The sequence below is a fragment of the Ralstonia sp. 24A2 genome (genome assembly GCF_051783885.1).
In the GTDB taxonomy this organism is placed as follows: domain Bacteria; phylum Pseudomonadota; class Gammaproteobacteria; order Burkholderiales; family Burkholderiaceae; genus Ralstonia.
In genome coordinates this window covers 1757880-1775358 of record NZ_JBPVZD010000003.1, presented here as the reverse complement: position 1 = coordinate 1775358, position 17479 = coordinate 1757880, and the positions used below count along the sequence as shown (strand labels likewise).

The following is a 17479-nucleotide window of genomic DNA, read 5'->3' as shown; positions in this document are numbered from 1 at the left end:
AGCGGGCGCGAGCGGGCAGAATGAAAACGCCCAGCCAAAAAATACATGGCTGGGCGTTTCGTGCGGCGGCGTTGCGGTCAGCGCGTGCCGCCTGGCACTGCCGTGCGAGCACTGCTTGTGCTGCGCGTGGCCTCGATCAGCAAGATGATCATCAGGATCGTGCCGGCCAGCGCAAACACGGCATAGCCGATGTTGCCGCCCTCAATGGCGAGCAGCGAGGGTGAATAACTCCGCCCAGTGCAGATCATGGTGCCGGCGGTCATGCCGGTGTAGTGCATGCCGCAGACGGCCACCCCCATGATGAGCGCGGCCCCCAACTGCTGCCCACGTGTCTTGACGGTCGTGGCCAACCACAACGCCACGACCGACACCACCACAGCAATCAACGCGGAAAACCCGATGACGGAGATGTTCCAGTCGAACGCGCTGTTGGTATGCACCGCGGCCATGCCGGTGTAGTGCATCACCACCACGCCCAGACCGGTCACGACACCGCCTTCGCCAATGTTCTTCAAGCGGTTGCCCGTGGTGCGCGAGGCCAGCACCAGCCCGGCCCCGGCAAACACCATCACCACCAGCAACGACAGCACGGTCAGAAAGAGGCCAAATTCGATCCGCACGGGTGTCCGGTACGCGGCCATGCCGATGAAGTGCATGGACCAGACGGCGCCGCCGCCCAATGCCACGCTCGCGCAGATCAGCCGATCCGTATCGATACTGCCATTCTTGTTGCGGATGCGTCTGGACCATCGCAAGCCCACGTACGCGCCCACGACTGAGATGAGATACGACAGCCCGACCAGCGGCCAGTCGTATTCGTAGGGCACGATCGCGCCCGGCACCGCTTCAAAGCCGTAGAACATGGCACACCCTCCCGTTTCAATACCAGAAAGCCGCCTGACTGCCGGGCGGCGTCGGCTGGCTGCCCGATGCGCTGGGCAGCCACGTTTTCGTTATGTCTTCGTTGGAATTGAATGGCCACTGTGGGTCGCGATGCAGCCGTCGGAGGGCAGTATGGCGAGGCGATTTTGCCTAGCCAATCACCTGATCTAGGTAACTTTTGCGCCGCGCGGGCGATTGCCGTGCGCCATGAGAAACGCGTTTCGCGGCAAGCCCGTTTTCAGGCTCGCCGCGTGTGCTTTAGAGGACGTATTCAACCGCTCAACTGCCCAGTGCACCTGCAGCAGAACGTTGATCGTCACGCTGCATGGGGATCGGTTGCGCCTGCCCATCGTTCAACATCGTCCACACCACGATGGCCGCGATGATGTCGAACACCGCCAGCGCGACGAACAGCGGGTTGTAGCCGATGGTGGTTGCCAGCGTGCCCACAGCCAGCGAGAACAGCATGCCGCCCAGCCAGCCCGACATGCCCGTCAACCCGACCGCGGTGCCAACCTCGTGCCGACCGAACATATCGGAGGTGAGCGTATAGAGGGCGCCCGAAAGCGTCTGGTGTGCAAAGCCACCGATGCAGAACAGCGCAATTGCCGTGTACGGGCTGGTTGCCAGCCCGATGCAGGCCGGGCCGATCATGCAGACGCAGCCCGTGACCATCACCAGCTTGCGCGAGGTCACAAGCGACACCGAGAACCGCTTCTGGAACCACGGAGCCAGATAGCCGCCCAGCACGCAGCCGATGTCGGCTGCCAGAAACGGGAGCCACGCAAAGAAGGCGATCTCCTTGAGATTCATGTGCCGCTCGGTCGCAAGGTAGAGCGGAATCCAGAAGTTGAACGTCTGCCACGCGGGCTCCGACAGAAAGCGCGGAATGGCAATGCCCCAGAAGCGACGGCTGCCGACGATGCTGCCCCACGAGGGCCTGGGCGCGTTTGCGCTGTCCCCTGGCATTTCCTGGCCGGCACGGATGTAGTCGTGCTCCTCCCCCGACAGCCGCGGATGCTTGGCCGGCACGCGATACAGGACGAACCACAAGACGCTCCATACCAGACCGAGCGCGCCAATCAATGCAAACGCGAAGCGCCAATCACCATGCAAGATGCACCAGACCACCAGCGGCGGCGCCACGACGGCCCCAACCGACGAGCCGATGTTGAACCAGCCGGTGGCAATTGAACGCTCCTTGGCCGGAAACCATTCCGAGGTGGCCCGCAATGCGGACGGGAAACCTGCGGCCTCTGTCATCCCCAGCATTGCACGAAATGCGGCCAGTGAAAGCCAGCCACTCGCCGTACTGTGCAACAGGCACACCACCGACCACGCCGCCGCAAACAACGCGAAACCCAGCTTGGTGCCAAGCACGTCGAGCACGTAGCCTGCAATGGGCTGCATCACCATGTACGCCGCCTGGAATGCGGCCACGATGTAGCCGTATTGCTGCGTGGTGATGTTCAGCACCTTGTTGACTTCGGGTGCTGCGACAGCCAGCGCGTTGCGCGCGAGGTAGTTCATGATCAGGCCGCTCAGGACGAGCCCGATCATCCACCAGCGCAAGCCTTTGATGGGTTTCATGGTGTGTTTGTCTCCTAGGGCGCCCCGGTGTGGTTTTGGTATGGGGCGGACTGCGGTTAGATGTGCATGGCAGGTTCCGGTAGTCCGGTCACGCCCGGGCGCACGGCAAACGTGGCGCCTGAGAGCGGGTTGTCGTCGGTGCGGATCGAAGTGACGAACAGGGTGTCCAGCCCAGGCCCGCCAAAGGCACACATGGCGGGCTTGGCGGCAGGAATGGCGATGCTGCGATCGAGCTGGCCGTCGGGCGTGAAGCGGTGGACGAGGCCGGCATCGTTGCCGCAGATCCAGTAGCAGCCGTCGGCATCCACGGCAGCGCCGTCGGGGCGGCCGGGGTGCGCATGCATGTCGATGAAGACACGGCGGTTATACGGCGTGCCGGTATCGATGTGGTAGTCAAACGCCCAGACGGTCTGGCGGCTGGCATGTGAATCCGACAGGTACATCGTGCGCCCATCGGGGCTGAAGGCCAGGCCGTTCGGGACGATCAGGTCATCGATGACAGCCTCTACGCGGCGCGCGGCGGCATCGAGACGATAGAGCTTGCCGGCAGGTACACCCAGTGCGGTGTCGAACACCATCGTGCCTGCCCAGAGGCGGCCCTGACGGTCGCAACGGCCGTCGTTGAAGCGCATGTCGGGCCGTGCGTGTTCCACCGTGGCGAGGCGTTCAAGCGGTGCAAGCGCGATGCCTGCCTTCGGCTGCTGTGCGCGAAAGACACCAGTCTCCATGGCCAATGCCCAACCACCGGAAGTCATGGCGATGCAGCCAGCCATCTCGGGCAACGCCCATGCGTCGCAGTGACCTGTCGAGGCGCTCCAACGCCACAGGGTGCGCCCGGGAATGTCCGTCCAGTACAGCGCCTGTTCGCCGGCATGCCACACCGGGCTCTCGCCGACGCCGCAGCGCATGGTGCCGATGCGTTCCACATTTGCGTGCATCGGGTCAGTCTCCGAACGGGCCAGCTTTGACGAAGGCACCGCCTTGATACAGCGCGGCCGGATCGTCTGCAGACAGTGGCGGCTGCGCCTCCACCTGCGTGCGGAAGATCTCGCTGGTCTCGGTAGGCACGTAGCCGAGGTGAGCCGCGTTGCGGTTGTCCCACCAGCGGTCTCGGTTGGCCGACATGCCGTAGACCACAGTAAAGCCAACGTTTGGTACGAACATGGCGCGGCGGATCAGCTGTTCCAGATCGTCGTAGCCGAGCCACGTGACCAGCATGCGGCGGTCCTTGGCCTCGGGGAATGACGAGCCAATGCGGATGGCCACCGTTTCGATGCCGTAGCGGTCGAAGTAGAAACTGGCGAGCTGCTCACCAAAGACCTTGCTCAACCCGTAGTAGCCATCGGGCTTGGTCGGCACGGTGTTGTCGATGACGTCACCCTGCTTGTAGAAGCCGATGGTGTGGTTCGAGCTGGCAAACACGATGCGGCGCACGCCGTGACGGCGCGCAGCCTCATAGAGGTTGTAGACGCCCTGAATGTTGGCCGGCAGGATCTCTTCAAATGGGCGTTCAACCGAGACGCCACCCAGGTGAACGATGGCATCCGTGCCTGCAACCAGCGCATCGACGGCCTGCGGATCGGCCAGGTTGCAGGGGACGACCTCCTCGCCCGGGCGTACGGCGCCCAGGTCCGAGATGTCGGAAATGCGCAGCACGTCGGCGTACTTCGGCAGGCGCTCGCGCAGCACCTTGCCCAGGTTGCCGCCCGCGCCCGTCAGCAGCAGGCGGTGGCAGCGGGTGGTGATGCCCGCCAGCGGATCGGTGTGTGCAGGCGTGTCGGTGTTGGTTACGGTCATATCAGGTTACTGGGGCGGGGTTGAACAGCGCGAGCGCATTATGCAAGCCGAGCTTGTCTGCGCAGACCTGCTTGCGGCCGCTGGCCACGTCGAGGATCAGGTGGAACAGCTCCCAGCCGACGTCGGCAATGCTGGCCTCGCCCGTGGCGATACGGCCCGCGTCGAGGTCAATCAGGTCATGCCAGCGCTCGGACAGCGCCTTGCGCGTCGACACTTTGATGACGGGTGCCATGGCCAGTCCGTAAGGTGTGCCGCGCCCAGTGGTGAACACCTGCAGGTTCATGCCCGAGGCGAGCTGCAGCGTGCCGCACACAAAATCGCTGGCCGGTGTGGCGGCAAAGATCAGCCCCTTGCGACGCACTTTCTCGCCGGGGCCGAGCACATCGACGATGGGTGTGCTGCCCGATTTGACGATGGAGCCCAGCGCCTTTTCCACCACGTTGGACAAGCCGCCCTTCTTGTTGCCCGGCGACGGGTTGGCGCTGCGATCGGTCTGGCCGCCGCTCAGGTAGTCGTCATACCACGCCATCTCGCGCAGCAATGCGCGGCCAACGTCTTCGTCGATGGCGCGCGGCGTGAGCAGGTGGATGGCGTCGCGTACCTCGGTCACTTCCGAGAACATGACGGTGCCGCCGGCCCGCACGATCAAGTCGGCGGCAAAGCCGACGGCCGGATTGGCGGTCACACCGGAAAATGCATCGCTGCCACCGCATTGCACGCCCACCACCAGATCGGAGGCGGGACAGGTTTCGCGCTGGCGCTTGTTGAGGTGTTCAAGTCGGCGCTCGGCCATCTCCATGATGGCATCAGTCATGCCGATGAAGCCGTCGAATGCTTCGTCCTGCAGACGCAGCACCGGCGAATCGGCCGTGCCGGCCACTTCAATGGGGATGCGCCCGCCCGGGGCGAGCTTTTCCGGCACGAGGCGCTCGGGCACGAGCTTCTCGCAGCCCAGGCCGATCACCATGATCTCGCCGCCAAAGTTCGGGTTGAGGGCAAGGTTTTGCAGCGTGCGGATCGGCACGATGGCCGCCGGCGCGTTGATGGCGACACCGCAGCCATACACATGATTGAGCGCAACCACATCATCGACGTTCGGGTAGCGCGGCAGCAGCTCACGCTTGATGCGGCCGACCACGTAGTCCGTCACACCGGCCACGCACTGCACGCTGGTCATGATGCCGAGCACGTTCTTCGTGCCGACCGTGCCGTCCGCGTTGCGATAGCCCTCGAAGGTGTAGCCCTCGAGCTTTGCCAGTTTGGGATCGGGGCGCGTGGCCAGGGGCAGTTCATCGAGTGCCGGCGCGGACGGTAGCTTGACGGCGTGCTCGTTGATCCAGCTACCGCGCGGCAGCGGTTTGACGGCGTAGCCGATCACCTCGCCGTAGCGGATGACGGCATCGCCTTCTGCAAGGTCGGCCAATGCCACCTTATGCCCTTGCGGTACGCCTTCGACCAGCACGGTGCCGTCGGCCAGTGCCGTGCCGGCAGGCAAGCCGCGCGCGTTGACGACGATGGCGACGTTGTCGCCGTCATGTACACGGATCGTCAGCGCTTTCTCGGTTTCAGTGCCGGCCTCGGGGGCCAGCGTGGATTCGGACATCACAGACTCCGGAATGGGGGGGCGTATCAAACAATTCAGCCGTTCAGCGCCCCAGGCTCGGGCGCTTGGGATCGTACGACCAGCCCGGCACGAGGTATTGCATGGCCATGGCGTCGTCGCGCGCACCAGGGCCGAGGGTTTTGTATAGGGCATGGGCGGCCATGACGCGCTCCATGTCGATCTCGATACCGAGGCCCGGGCGATCCGGTACGGCCACGTGGCCGCCCTGGATGCGCAGCGGCTCGCGCGTCAGGCGCTCTTCTGCTTCCTGCCAGATCCAGTGCGTATCGATGGCGGTGATGTTGCCCGGCGCGGCGGCGGCCACATGCGTGAACATCGCCAGCGAGACATCGAAGTGGTTGTTGGAATGCGAGCCCCACGTGAGGCCCCATTCATCGCACATCTGCGCGACGCGCACGGAGCCCTGCATGGTCCAGAAATGCGGATCGGCCAGGGGGATGTCCACGGCCTGCAGCGGGATCGCGTGGCCCATCTGGCGCCAGTCGGTGGCGATCATGTTGGTGGCGGTCGGGATGCCGGTAGCGCGTTTGAATTCGGCCATGATCTCGCGCCCGGAGTAGCCAGCTTCCGGGCCACAGGGGTCCTCGGCGTAGGCCAGCAGGTGCCCCTGCCCCTTGCACAGCGCAATCGCCTCGTTGAGCGACCAGGCCCCGTTCGGGTCCAGCGTGACGCGTGCTTGCGGGAAGCGCGCCTTGATGGCGGCAATCGCCTCCATCTCTTCTGCGCCGCGCATCACACCGCCTTTGAGCTTGAAGTCGGCAAAGCCGTAGCGCTGGGCGGCGGCCTCTGCCAGACGGACGATGGCTTCCGGCGTCATTGCGGCTTCGTGGCGCAAGCGCAGCCAGTCATCCGCACCGTTACCGCCGTCCAGATATGGCAGATCGGTCTTGCGGCGGTCCCCCACGTAGAACAGGTAGGCGAGCATTGGCGCGGAATTGCGCTGCTGCCCCGCACCCAGGAGTTCCGCGACCGGCACTTCCAGAAACTGGCCGAGCAGGTCCAGCAGCGCTGCTTCCACCGCGGTGATGACGTTGTCCATGCGCAGGTTGATCTCGTGCGGCTGGCGCAGCACGGCTGCTTCCGAGGCGGACGTCACCTGGTGCACGGTTGCCTGATGTGCCGCATTGCCACCGCCCGCCAGTGCACGACGGATGCTGTTGAGCACGCCGTTGGTGCGGCCGATGGACTGCCCCACCACCAGCGGAATCATGCGCTCCAGTGCCTGGTGGATACCCTCCCCGCCCGGCACCTCGCCAACGCCGGTGCGCCCGGCGTTGTCTTTGAGGACGACAAGGTTGCGGGTGAAGAACGGGGCATGGGCGCCGCACAGATTCAGCAGCATGCTGTCCCGCCCGGCGACGGGGATCACCTGCATCTCCGTCACACGCGGGGTGTGCGTACGTGCGCCGGATTCGATCGATTGCAACGTCACTTCTAGCGCTCCTGTGGCTTACAGCGGTTTGAGTTCCACGCGCTTGATCTCGCCCACCATGACCAGGTAGCAGACGATCGCAACCGCAGCATGGATACCCACGTACACCAACGCTCCGTTGAACGAGCCCGTGGTGTTGACGATGTAGCCGATGGCGATGGGGGTGGTGATGCTCGACAGATTGCCGAAGGTGTTCATCAGCGCCCCCGACAGGCCGGCGATCTGCTTCGGTGCCGTATCGGAGTTGACCGCCCAGCCCAGCGCGCCCAGCCCCTTGCCGAAGAACGACAGCGCCATCACCGCCACCACGATGGACTGCGCATCCACGTAGTTGCAGATCACCATGCTCATGGAGAGCAGCATGCCCAGCACGATTGGTACCTTGCGCGCCACCGACAGCGATGCGCCCTTGCGCAGCAGCGCGTCGGAAATGATTCCGCCCAGAATGCCGCCCAGGAAGCCGCACACCGCAGGAATCGAGGCCACGAAACCGGCCTTCAGGATCGACATGCCACGCGCCTGCACCAGGTACACCGGGAACCACGTGATGAAGAAGTACGTGAGCGCGTTGATGCAGTACTGCGCGATGTACACCCCCATCAGCATGCGGTTGCCGAGGAGTTGCTTGACGTAGCCGAGGTTCGGGCCCTCGGTCTTGGCCACGCCGGCGCGGTCCATGTTGACGAGGCCGCCGCCAGCTTCGATGTACTCGATCTCGGCGCGGTTGATGCCGGGGTGGTCCTTCGGGTCGTGCACGAAGGTCTTCCACACGAAGGCCATGGCAATGCCGATCACGCCCATCACGATAAACACGTGATGCCAGCCGAACTCGTGCACGAGCCACGCCATCAACGGGGCAAAGACCACCGTGGCCGCGTATTGCGCCGAATTGAAGATGGCGGATGCGGTACCGCGTTCGTTGGCCGGGAACCATGCAGCGACGATGCGGCTGTTGGCCGGAAAGGACGGCGCCTCGGCCGCCCCCACCAGAAAGCGCAGGCAGAACACCATGACAATGGCGGCCATGCCGGTAAAGAAGCCGATGGCGCCCTGCGCCAGCGTGAACAACGACCACAGCAGGATGCTGAACGTGTACACGCGTTTGGAGCCGAAGCGGTCGAGCAACCAGCCGCCCGGAATCTGCGAGATCACGTAGGCCCAGCCGAAGGCCGAGAAGATATAGCCGAGCGACACGGCATCGATGCCGAGTTCCTTCTGCATGGCCGAGCCGGCCATCGAGATCGTCGCGCGATCGGCATAGTTGATGGTCGTCACGATGAACAGCATCGCGAGGATCACGAAGCGCACGCGGGTCATGCGCTCGGTGCGCGGCACGCTTTGGGCGCCAACAGTTGGGGCTTTGATATCCATGGTCTCCTCCTTGGTCCGGCGTCATGCGCGCCTGGGTTCAAGCTGCCGGGTCCTGTACGGCCCGGCTTTTTATGTGCTTGTTGACGACCTGATTACTGCCACTGCCCGTCGACCAGACGACGCAGCTTGAGCGGGTTCGCGTCTTGCAACGCCTGCGGCAGCAACTCTGCCGGCAGATCCTGGTAGCACACCGGGCGCAGGAAACGCTCGATGGCCGCCGTGCCGACCGAGGTCGTGCGCGAATCCGTCGTGGCGGGCCACGGGCCGCCGTGCACCATGGCCTGACATACCTCAACGCCGGTAGGCCAGCCGTTGGCCAGGATGCGGCCCGCCTTGCGCTCCAGGATCGGCAGCAGCGAACGGGCGATGGCCGTATCGCCAGTATCCAGGTGCAGCGTGGCCGTCAGCTGGCCTTCGAGCGATTCAGCCAGCACGCGCAGCTCTTCCGCGTCACGGCAGCGAACGACGAGGCCGGTGGCACCAAAGATCTCGTCGTGCAGCGTCGGCTGTGCCCGGAAGCTTTTCGCATCCGTCGTGTAGAAGCCAGCCTGCCCACGGTTGGGCTGGTCACTGCCCTGCCCGCGTGCGACGCAACGCACGTTGGCTTCGCCGCTCAGCTTGTCGACACCGCGCGCGTACGCGGCATGAATGCCGGCAGTCAGCATCGGCTGGGCCGGTGCCTGACCCATGGCCACCGCAGCGGCTGCTTCAAACGCGTCGAGATCCGGCCCATCGATCGCGAGCAGCAAGCCTGGGTTGGTACAGAACTGGCCTGCGCCCATCGTGAGCGACGCAACGTATTGCTGACCCAATGCAGCGGCACGCTTGGCCAGCGCATCGGGCAGCAGGAAGACGGGGTTGATGGCGCTCAACTCGCCATACACGGGAATCGGTTGCGGACGTGCCTGTGCAATGCGCAGCAGTGCCTGACCACCCGCGCGCGATCCGGTAAAGCCCACCGCCTGGATGCGCGGGTCGGCCACCAACGCACCTGCCACATCGTTGTCGGCCAGGATGAGCGAGAACACGCCTTCTGGCAGGCCGCACTGGGCAACCGCTGCCTGAATGGCGCGGCCCACCAGCTCGGACGTCCCTGGATGCGCCGGGTGTGCCTTTACGACGACCGGGCAGCCGGCTGCCAGCGCCGATGCGGTATCACCGCCCGCCACCGAGAACGCCAGCGGGAAGTTGCTCGCGCCAAACACGGCCACTGGGCCCAGCGCGATACGGCGCAGGCGCAGGTCGGAACGGGGCAGCGGCTTGCGTTCGGGGAGTGCAGAATCGAGGCGTGCGCCCACGGCATCGCCGGCGCGCACCACGTTTGCAAACAGGCGGAGTTGGCCGCACGTGCGGCCGCGCTCGCCTTCCAGACGGGCACGCGGCAGTGCGGATTCCGCCATCGCGCGCTCGATCAGCGCATCGCCCAGCGCTTCGATCTGGCTGGCGATGGCTTCCAGGAACGCAGCACGCGCTTCCGGCGCTGTTTCGCGGTAAACGTCAAAAGCCGCGGCGGCCAGTTCAGCGGCACGCGCGGCATCGGCCTTGGAGGCCAGGGTGAATTCGGGTTCGAGCCATTCCCCGGTGGCGGGGTTCATGGCGCGAACCGTGCCGGCACCGCCCGCAACGCGGGCAGCACCCAGCAGCAGTTCGCCGCTCAAGGTCATAGTGGGTTCCTTGTTCAGGTTGCGTTTATGCAGCCAGTTTTTCGACTTCGGCCACGCGCGACACCAGTGCCGACAGTTCGGCCAGTTCTGCGTCGGTCAGATCCGTCAGCGGCGCACGCACCGGGCCCGCGCTGCGGCCAACCACCTTCATGCCGGCCTTGACGATCGACACTGCGTAGCCACGCTTGCGGTTGCGCAGCTGGATGTACGGCAGCACGAAGTCATTGAGCATCTTGTAGACCTTGGCGTTGTCGTACGCACGCACGGCGGCGTAGAACTCCAGGGCAAACTTCGGCACGAAGTTGAAGATGGCCGACGAATACGTCGTCACGCCCATCGTCAGGTACGGCAGCGCAAAAGTCTCTGCGGTCGGCAGGCCACCGATGTACGTGAAGCGGTCACCCAGGCGGGCGTAGATGCGCGTCATCAGCTCCAGATCGCCCACGCCGTCCTTGAAACCGACGAGGTTCGGGCAGCGATCTGCCAGACGCTCGAGGTGATCCGCGTCCAGGATCTGGTTGGCGCGGTTGTAGATGATCACGCCCAACTTGGTCGATTTGCAGACCTGCTCCACGTGGGCGGCCACGCCATCGGCGGAGGCTTCGGTCAGGTACGGGGGCAGCAGCAGGATGCCGTCTGCGCCGGCGGCTTCTGCGGCCTTGCAGTAATCGATCGATTCAGCGGTGCCGCGGCCTGCCGGAGCGATCACCGGGATCTTGCCGCCGGTCTCGGCTACGGCGGCGCGCACAACGCGGTCCGTTTCCGTAGCGGTGAGCGAGAAGAACTCACCCGTACCACCTGCGGCAAACAGGCCGGCAGCGTCGTGGCTGAACAGCCAAGCCAGGTTCTTGCGGTATGCGTCTTCGTCAAACGACAGGTCGGAAGCCTTGAAGTGCGTAACCGGGAAGGACAGCAAGCCGGAACCAATTTGTTGGGCGAATTCTTTGGGGGTATATCGGGACATGTCTCGCTCTGCGTGGGGACCACCGCAGGGGCAGTGGTCACGTGTTGTTGGTGAGCGGATTCTTGCATCGGGAACGATTCAAGTCCAAGCCAACTACTAACTCGATTGATACATATTTTGTATTGATACGGGGTATTCCCTTAGCCACCGGGGCGGATGCTGCAAATGCACATGAAGCGACCGCCGCCCGGCGCCCAGACGCGCTATCGCGCCATGCGGGAAGGTGTCCGTGCCGCATGGCGGGCGCTGTCCGGGGACTGCCGAGCGGGCCAATTCTTGCGCTGCGCATCATTCCAATTCAAGATAGTCATGAACGCCAATCCATACCCGTTTTGAATCGATGTTCGAGCTGAGCCAACTCCGTTGTTTTGTCGCTGTGGCCGAAGAACTGCACTTCGGGCGCGCTGCTGAACGCCTGCATATGACGCAGCCGCCGCTGTCGCGCCAGGTGCGTCTGCTGGAGCACCAAGTGGGCACTGAACTGCTTGAGCGCAACAGCCGCTCGGTCAGATTGACCGCTGCGGGGCGCAGCTTTTTGCCGGATGCCGCGCGCATTCTGCGGCTGGCCGATGAGGCGGCAGCCACTGCACGGCGTGTCGCCACAGGTGCCGCCGGTTCTTTGGCGATCGGCTTTACCGCAACGGTCGGTTACGGGCAGTTGCCCGCGCTGGTGAGCGCCGTGCGAGCGGCATCGCCGGGTGTGCGGTTGACGTTGAAGGAGATGGTGAGCGGCGCGCAGCTTTCGGCCCTCGACGCGCGCGAGATTGACGTTGGCCTGTTACGCCCGCCCGTAGAGCATGGCGAATTGATCGCTGTGCCGTGCTCGCAAGAGGCGCTCGTGCTGGCGCTGCCCGAAGCGGTGGCCGACACCTGGCCGCAGCGCCCCAGCCTGCGCGATTGCGAGGGCAAACCGCTGCTGATGTATTCGCCTTACGAGGCGCGCTACTTCCACCAACTGGTGAGCGGTTTGCTCGAACGCGCCGAGGTCTTGCCCGACATCGTTGAATACGTCAGCCAGATCCACTCGATGCTGGCACTGGTGCGCGCCGGGATTGGCGTGGCGCTGATTCCCGCTGCGGCATCGATGCTGCATTTTGAAGGCGTGGTCTATCGCCCGGTGCGCACCACCCCCGCGAAGCCGGTCGAGCTGTGGCTGGCTTATCGCAAGGACAACGACAACCCGGCGTTTCAGGTGTTGAAAGACACGCTGCGCCAGTCGCTCATCAGTGGCCGCTGATCGCGTCAGAGGACAGCGCGGGCACCCATCAGCGCGCCCGCTACGTTCAACACCACCCCCAACCCATTGAGGAGAATGGCGGCCACCCAGGCAACCGCCGATCGATAGGCCTGCGTCGGCCCGCGACGCAGATGGGCAAGCACGCCACCCGCGCCGAGCACCAGCACGAAGCACAGCATCGCCGCTCGGTACGCCGTATCGAACCCGGCATGCCCCGACCACAGCGCCAGCGCATACAGCGCGAACACGCCGGTGGCAACAGCCAGGTTGGTGGGCGCGAGAGGCCTGCTACCCGCCAGTGCAAGACTGGCGCTCAGTGCATTGAAGGCCAGCGCGATACACAGGTAGGCGATCTGCAGCAGAATGATCTGCATGGTCGCTCACAGGTTCAGCGCATTGCGGATCAGGCTGCGCTGCAAGCGATGGCGCAACCTGGGGCGCCCGAGCACAAGTTCACTCAGCCGTATCGGTGCCTGGGTCAGGCAGCGGTAGCCATTGGCGGTGACGAGCACGGTATCGGAGTGTCGATACCCGCCCTCGCCCGCCAGGTAGATGCCGGGCTCGATGGAGATCACCATGTTTTCCTGCAGCACATGTTCGCTGCCTTCGGCGATCCAGGGTGGCTCGTGATTGCCCAGGCCGAAGCCGTGTCCGCAGCGGTGCAGCCGCACGCTGTCGCCCGCATAGCCGCAACCGGCCAGGAAGCGGTTGACCTGCCAGTCCAGTTCCGAGCAGTGCATGCCCGGTCGTACGAGTGAGAACGCCCGCTCGCGCGCAGCCTCCAACAGGTGGAACAGCTCGCGTGCCCGTGGGTCAGGACGTGTGGTGAAGAACGTGCGCTCGCTCTCTGCCGCATAGCCATTGACACGAGTCAGCACCATCGCCACATGCGGGCCTTCGTTCAGCGTCATATCCAGGCGCGGAATGGCGTGCGGCTCCGCACTCAGCGGCGCCGGCCATGCTCCGCAGATGACGCGCGTAGCGACCGGGTCCCAATCAGGAGTCTCGCGGATGATCTTGCGCGAGAGCGCCTGCCCCGGTGTAAACGTTTCGGCCACCAACGCCCCTTCCGAGGCATTGCGCAGAATTTGCCGGACACCCCAGTCCGCATAGTGCGCAGCGCGCTCGATGGCGGCAATTTCCCATGCGGATTTGATGATGCGGATGCCTTCCATCAGCTCGTGCGGCTCGCCACCGGCATCCAGCAGCACCCGCGCCATCGACATCGGCAAGCTGGGTTCGAACGCGAAACCCGGTTGCAACAGCCCTTTGCCAAGCAACGCGTCATGCCAGGTCTCCCCAGCCGGTGCCGGGTATTCGCGATAGGTCGAGACACGGTCTTGTGCACCCCACGCCTTGCCCAGATGGTCGAGTTCAAGTGCCGGCACCACCAGCTGGCGCCCGCCGTCCGCGCCGAGGATCAGGAAGAACGGCCGCTCCAGTGCATCGAAGGTGGCGCCGGTCAGATAGAACAGGTTGTCTGTGTCGGTCAGCACCAATTGACGCAGACCCGCCGCGCGCATTGCAGCGCACACCGCATCGGCGCGCCGTTGGAATTCCTGGTCCTGCTCCGGTGTGAAGGTTGCTTTCATGGCGTTCCTGCGTCTGCTCAAGATTAAAACGTACCGCATGGTACACATATGATTTGATCAGGACAACTAGGGAATCTCGCAGATATCAACGAATAATTTTGAGAGGATGATGCCTATCTCACAGAGCTGTCCATTGACTGCTCGCGTACATAGCGTACCAATTGGTACGTTATAAAGAAGAATCTGAAAACAGAACCAGGAGGAAGGCAACTATGGGAATTGCAGGCGGCATCCGCGCGGCCAGTGTGATCGGCCTTTCCGTGATGGGCTCGGCGTATGCCCAGTCCAATGTCACGTTGTACGGCACGGTGGAGAATGCCCTGTCGTACACCACGCACGTTAATGCTGCGGGCGACAGCCTGTCGGGCATGTCGGCGGGCATTCTCACCACTAGCCGCTTCGGCATGCGCGGGCGGGAAGACCTCGGGCAAGGCTGGGGGGCCGTCTTCAACCTGGAGCAAGGGTTTTCTCCGGCCAACGGCGCGACACAGCAGCAGGCGTGGTCACGCGAATCGTGGGTCGGCCTGGAGGGCCCGTACGGCCGGGTGACGCTGGGCCGGACCTACGCGCCCATTCTGGAAGCCGCCTACATGGCCGACCCGCTGCGCGAAGGCACCGGCACGGCTTCCGTGGTGGCGCTGGGCCAGCTGAGCGTGCTGGCACCCGGCAACGGCTACCGGCTCGATAAGGCCATCCGGTACACCACACCGGCATCGTGGGGGCCGATCTCGGGCAGCATGCTTTACGCATTCGGCACTCCGGGCAGCAACGTGCAGAAGAGCGACTTCGGTGCGCACCTCATGTATGGCTCGCCTTCGCTCACGCTGGTGGCCGGTTACAACCGCGAAGACAACCCGTGGGATGCCTCAGGCTCGATGATCAACGCCGTGGCGGCCGGCACACCGCGCCCGCCCATCGCCAGCCCTGCCTACCTGAACGACTGGAAGCGCGAGACCTGGATGCTCGGCGCCAACTACACCATCGATAAGCTCAACCTCTACGCCGGCTACTCGCATGACAGCGATCGGCCCTCTTCCGGCACCGCGCGGCGCGCCTACACCACGCACCTGTACTGGGCCGGAGCAGCTTACTGGGTGACCAGCAATGTGGATGCGCGCGTCGGCTTCTACAAGCTGCGGGTGGAGGACACCAACATCCATCCGTATCTGGTGGGCGCGCAGCTTGGCTACTACCTGTCGAAGAACGTGGATGTGTATCTGCTCGGCGCGTTTGTCCATAACCAGGGCGGCGCGGGCACGAGCTATCCGGTGGTGGCGTTTGGTACGTCGGCGGCGGCTTCGGCCTATGGCGCCAATACGCTGGCACAGTCGCTCGGCACCACCAGCAGCGTCACGCCGGGCGCCAATCAGTTTCAGGCGGCCGTGGGCGTGCGGTACCGCTTCTAACCCCAGAGGCACGCGACATGACAACCCTTCGCCACAACCTGGTCGGCGCGGCCGTCGGCAATTTCTTCGAATGGCTCGACTTCACCCTGTACGGCTACTTTGCGCTGGCCATTGCGCGCAACTTCTTTCCAGCAGGCAACGAGGTGCTTTCCACGCTGGCCGCCGTCACCGCGTTCGCCGCCGGCTTTGTCGTGCGTCCGTTCGGCGCTTGGTGTATCGGCCGCTACGCTGACCGGCGCGGTCGCAAAGCCACCATGGTTGCGACTGTCCTGCTGATGGGCGCAGGCACGTTGCTGATTGCCGTTGCCCCACCCTACAAGACAGCAGGCTTACTCGGGACGGCCATGGTGATCGTGGGCCGGCTCCTGTCTGGCTTTGCCGCCTCGGGCGAAAGCGGTGCCGCAGGCGCCTTGGTGATCGAGTCCTGCCCGCCACACCAGCGCGGCTGGTATGGCGCCGTGTTCAGCGCATCCACTTACCTAGCGCTGGCGGCCGGGTCCGGGCTGGCCCTTCTGGTGTTCGGCACGCTGGGCGTGGAACGCACGCTGGATTGGGGCTGGCGTATCGGTTTCGTGGTGGGACTGTGCGTGATTCCAGTGGGGGCCTACCTGCGCCGGCATATGAATGAAAGCCTGCACGCCGGCGCCATGCAGGTCAGCGGTACCGAAGCCCGAACACTGCCGGCCCGTACGCTGGCCGCGCAGATCGTCATGGTCTCGGCATTAACGGGCTTCGGCTCGGCGGTGGTGTACCTGGCCATCGTCTTCATGCCGGCGTTTGCCACGCAGGCGCTCAAGATCGGACAGACCACCGGGGCCATCGGGTCGACGCTGGCGGCGCTTGCCATCATCGCCGGCTCGCTGATCGGCGGGCCCTGGTCGGACCGACGCGGGCGCAGCGGCATCATGCTGTTCGGCATTGTGCTTGCGCTGGGTATCGGCACGCCGCTGTACGAACAGCTGCTCGCCAGCCCCACACCCGGGGCGCTGTTTGCCTTCCAGGCGGTGTGTGCGTTTGGGTTCGGCCTGTTCCTGGGCGGCAGCTTTCCGTTCTTCGCGGAGCGCTTTCCGCCCGGGCAGCGCGCGCTGGGCATTGGGCTGGGCTACAACATCGGCGTGATGCTGTTTGGTGCGGCTTCGCCGGTGGTGTCCACCTATGCGCTCTCGCAGGGCATCGTTCGGGCGCCGCTCTACTACCTGCTGGCAGCGGCCGTAGTGTCTGTGGTGGCCATCCTTTGCATGCGCAAGCCGCCGGTGTGGCAGCGCCCGTTGATCGCGTAGACTGGCGGGCAGTCCAAGTATTGAGCTGTATCCCATGGCCACCACCGCAGCACCGCGTAAGAAGCGCACCGAGACCCCGTTCACACCCAGCGAATCCGCCGTCAAGTCACTGGATGCGGCGGTGCGCTACGTGCTCGACAACGGTATCGGCGACATGTCGTTGCGGCGCGTGGCCGAGGCCATCGGCACCAGCCACCGCATGCTGATCTACCACTTCGGCTCCGCCGACGAGTTCTGGGAGATCGTGCTGCGCGAGATCCGCCACCGCGAGCAGCTCGCGCGCGTGCGCGTCCAGAACGACATCGCTGACCCCGTGGCCGCCATTGAAGCAGCGTGGGACCGCTACGCGTCGGACGCCTACCTGCCCATCATCCGGCTGCTGTTTGAGCTCTACGCACGCGCCATTCGCGAGCCCGAGCGCTTTCATGCTTTTCTCGGCGACGTGGTGGACAGCTGGCTTGCCCCAGTTACCGCACTGTTCGAAGCGCAACTTGGCCTGCCGCCGGCCGAAGCCCGTGCCCGTGCGCGCATTCAGGTGGCGACGATGCGCGGCCTGCTGCTCGATCTTGTCACCACGGGCGATCGTAAAGGCACCACTGCCGCACTGAAGCGCTTTGCGCGGATGATCACCGCGCCCTGA

15 protein-coding genes are annotated in these 17479 nt (G+C 64.6%); 4 read left to right on the top strand and 11 right to left on the bottom strand.

Annotated features, from left to right (window positions below; all coding sequences use genetic code 11):
* Positions 1 to 77: 77 nt before the first annotated feature.
* The 9 genes from ACS13N_RS25520 to kdgD form a co-directional block, all read right to left on the bottom strand.
* Positions 78 to 863 carry an MHYT domain-containing protein gene (locus ACS13N_RS25520; protein ID WP_438934375.1) on the bottom strand — a complete coding sequence of 262 codons (786 nt, stop codon included), beginning with the start codon at positions 861 to 863 and terminating at the stop codon, positions 78 to 80.
* A gap of 298 nt (positions 864 to 1161) precedes the next feature.
* Positions 1162 to 2472, bottom strand: coding sequence for an MFS transporter (locus ACS13N_RS25515; protein WP_438934374.1), 1311 nt, complete (start codon positions 2470 to 2472; stop codon positions 1162 to 1164).
* Between the two features lie 56 nt (positions 2473 to 2528).
* A complete protein-coding gene (locus ACS13N_RS25510; RefSeq protein WP_438934373.1) occupies positions 2529 to 3410 on the bottom strand; it encodes an SMP-30/gluconolactonase/LRE family protein in 882 nt (293 codons plus the stop codon).
* 4 nt (positions 3411 to 3414) lie between these two features.
* The gene (locus ACS13N_RS25505; RefSeq protein WP_438934372.1) at positions 3415 to 4269 is read right to left on the bottom strand and encodes an NAD-dependent epimerase/dehydratase family protein; all 855 of its coding nucleotides are present in this window, start codon (positions 4267 to 4269) and stop codon (positions 3415 to 3417) included.
* A gap of 1 nt (position 4270) precedes the next feature.
* Positions 4271 to 5872 (bottom strand): galactarate dehydratase, encoded by a 1602-nt coding sequence (gene garD, locus ACS13N_RS25500; RefSeq protein ID WP_438934371.1) that lies wholly within the window; start codon positions 5870 to 5872, stop codon positions 4271 to 4273.
* A gap of 43 nt (positions 5873 to 5915) precedes the next feature.
* Positions 5916 to 7325 (bottom strand): enolase C-terminal domain-like protein, encoded by a 1410-nt coding sequence (locus ACS13N_RS25495; RefSeq protein ID WP_438934370.1) that lies wholly within the window; start codon positions 7323 to 7325, stop codon positions 5916 to 5918.
* A gap of 18 nt (positions 7326 to 7343) precedes the next feature.
* A complete protein-coding gene (locus tag ACS13N_RS25490) occupies positions 7344 to 8696 on the bottom strand; it encodes an MFS transporter (protein ID WP_438934369.1) in 1353 nt (450 codons plus the stop codon).
* A gap of 92 nt (positions 8697 to 8788) precedes the next feature.
* Positions 8789 to 10360: an aldehyde dehydrogenase (NADP(+)) gene (locus ACS13N_RS25485; protein ID WP_438934368.1), complete on the bottom strand. Its 1572-nt coding sequence runs from the start codon at positions 10358 to 10360 to the stop codon at positions 8789 to 8791.
* A gap of 25 nt (positions 10361 to 10385) precedes the next feature.
* Positions 10386 to 11324 carry a 5-dehydro-4-deoxyglucarate dehydratase gene (gene kdgD, locus ACS13N_RS25480; RefSeq protein ID WP_438934367.1) on the bottom strand — a complete coding sequence of 313 codons (939 nt, stop codon included), beginning with the start codon at positions 11322 to 11324 and terminating at the stop codon, positions 10386 to 10388.
* Between the two features lie 340 nt (positions 11325 to 11664).
* Between kdgD and ACS13N_RS25475 the strand changes: the two genes are divergently transcribed.
* Positions 11665 to 12561: a LysR substrate-binding domain-containing protein gene (locus ACS13N_RS25475; protein WP_438934366.1), complete on the top strand. Its 897-nt coding sequence runs from the start codon at positions 11665 to 11667 to the stop codon at positions 12559 to 12561.
* A gap of 5 nt (positions 12562 to 12566) precedes the next feature.
* Here the strand turns inward: ACS13N_RS25475 and ACS13N_RS25470 are convergent, their stop codons facing one another.
* Entirely contained in the window at positions 12567 to 12935 is a 369-nt protein-coding gene (locus tag ACS13N_RS25470) for a hypothetical protein (protein ID WP_438934365.1), read from the bottom strand.
* A gap of 6 nt (positions 12936 to 12941) precedes the next feature.
* On the bottom strand, positions 12942 to 14153 hold the full coding sequence (locus tag ACS13N_RS25465; RefSeq protein ID WP_438934364.1) for a M24 family metallopeptidase: 1212 nt from the start codon (positions 14151 to 14153) through the stop codon (positions 12942 to 12944).
* Positions 14154 to 14365: 212 nt separating this feature from the next.
* Here ACS13N_RS25465 and ACS13N_RS25460 point away from each other — a divergent pair, with 212 nt between their 5' ends.
* Genes ACS13N_RS25460 through ACS13N_RS25450 form a run of 3 tightly spaced genes read left to right on the top strand, consistent with a single transcriptional unit; the run spans position 14366 to position 17479 of the window.
* On the top strand, positions 14366 to 15559 hold the full coding sequence (locus ACS13N_RS25460) for a porin (protein WP_438934363.1): 1194 nt from the start codon (positions 14366 to 14368) through the stop codon (positions 15557 to 15559).
* Positions 15560 to 15576: 17 nt separating this feature from the next.
* Positions 15577 to 16839, top strand: a complete 1263-nt coding sequence (locus ACS13N_RS25455; protein WP_438934362.1) for an MFS transporter — start codon at positions 15577 to 15579, stop codon at positions 16837 to 16839.
* 34 nt (positions 16840 to 16873) lie between these two features.
* Positions 16874 to 17479 (top strand): TetR family transcriptional regulator, encoded by a 606-nt coding sequence (locus ACS13N_RS25450; RefSeq protein ID WP_438934361.1) that lies wholly within the window; start codon positions 16874 to 16876, stop codon positions 17477 to 17479.

Coding starts and splice junctions, on each gene's coding strand:
- ACS13N_RS25520 (WP_438934375.1), bottom strand. CDS start 863: ATGTTCTACGGCTTTGAAGCGGTGCCGGGCGCGATCGTGCCCTACGAA.
- ACS13N_RS25515 (WP_438934374.1), bottom strand. CDS start 2,472: ATGAAACCCATCAAAGGCTTGCGCTGGTGGATGATCGGGCTCGTCCTG.
- ACS13N_RS25510 (WP_438934373.1), bottom strand. CDS start 3,410: ATGCACGCAAATGTGGAACGCATCGGCACCATGCGCTGCGGCGTCGGC.
- ACS13N_RS25505 (WP_438934372.1), bottom strand. CDS start 4,269: ATGACCGTAACCAACACCGACACGCCTGCACACACCGATCCGCTGGCG.
- garD (WP_438934371.1), bottom strand. CDS start 5,872: ATGTCCGAATCCACGCTGGCCCCCGAGGCCGGCACTGAAACCGAGAAA.
- ACS13N_RS25490 (WP_438934369.1), bottom strand. CDS start 8,696: ATGGATATCAAAGCCCCAACTGTTGGCGCCCAAAGCGTGCCGCGCACC.
- ACS13N_RS25485 (WP_438934368.1), bottom strand. CDS start 10,360: ATGACCTTGAGCGGCGAACTGCTGCTGGGTGCTGCCCGCGTTGCGGGC.
- kdgD (WP_438934367.1), bottom strand. CDS start 11,324: ATGTCCCGATATACCCCCAAAGAATTCGCCCAACAAATTGGTTCCGGC.
- ACS13N_RS25475 (WP_438934366.1), top strand. CDS start 11,665: ATGTTCGAGCTGAGCCAACTCCGTTGTTTTGTCGCTGTGGCCGAAGAA.
- ACS13N_RS25470 (WP_438934365.1), bottom strand. CDS start 12,935: ATGCAGATCATTCTGCTGCAGATCGCCTACCTGTGTATCGCGCTGGCC.
- ACS13N_RS25465 (WP_438934364.1), bottom strand. CDS start 14,153: ATGAAAGCAACCTTCACACCGGAGCAGGACCAGGAATTCCAACGGCGC.
- ACS13N_RS25460 (WP_438934363.1), top strand. CDS start 14,366: ATGGGAATTGCAGGCGGCATCCGCGCGGCCAGTGTGATCGGCCTTTCC.
- ACS13N_RS25455 (WP_438934362.1), top strand. CDS start 15,577: ATGACAACCCTTCGCCACAACCTGGTCGGCGCGGCCGTCGGCAATTTC.
- ACS13N_RS25450 (WP_438934361.1), top strand. CDS start 16,874: ATGGCCACCACCGCAGCACCGCGTAAGAAGCGCACCGAGACCCCGTTC.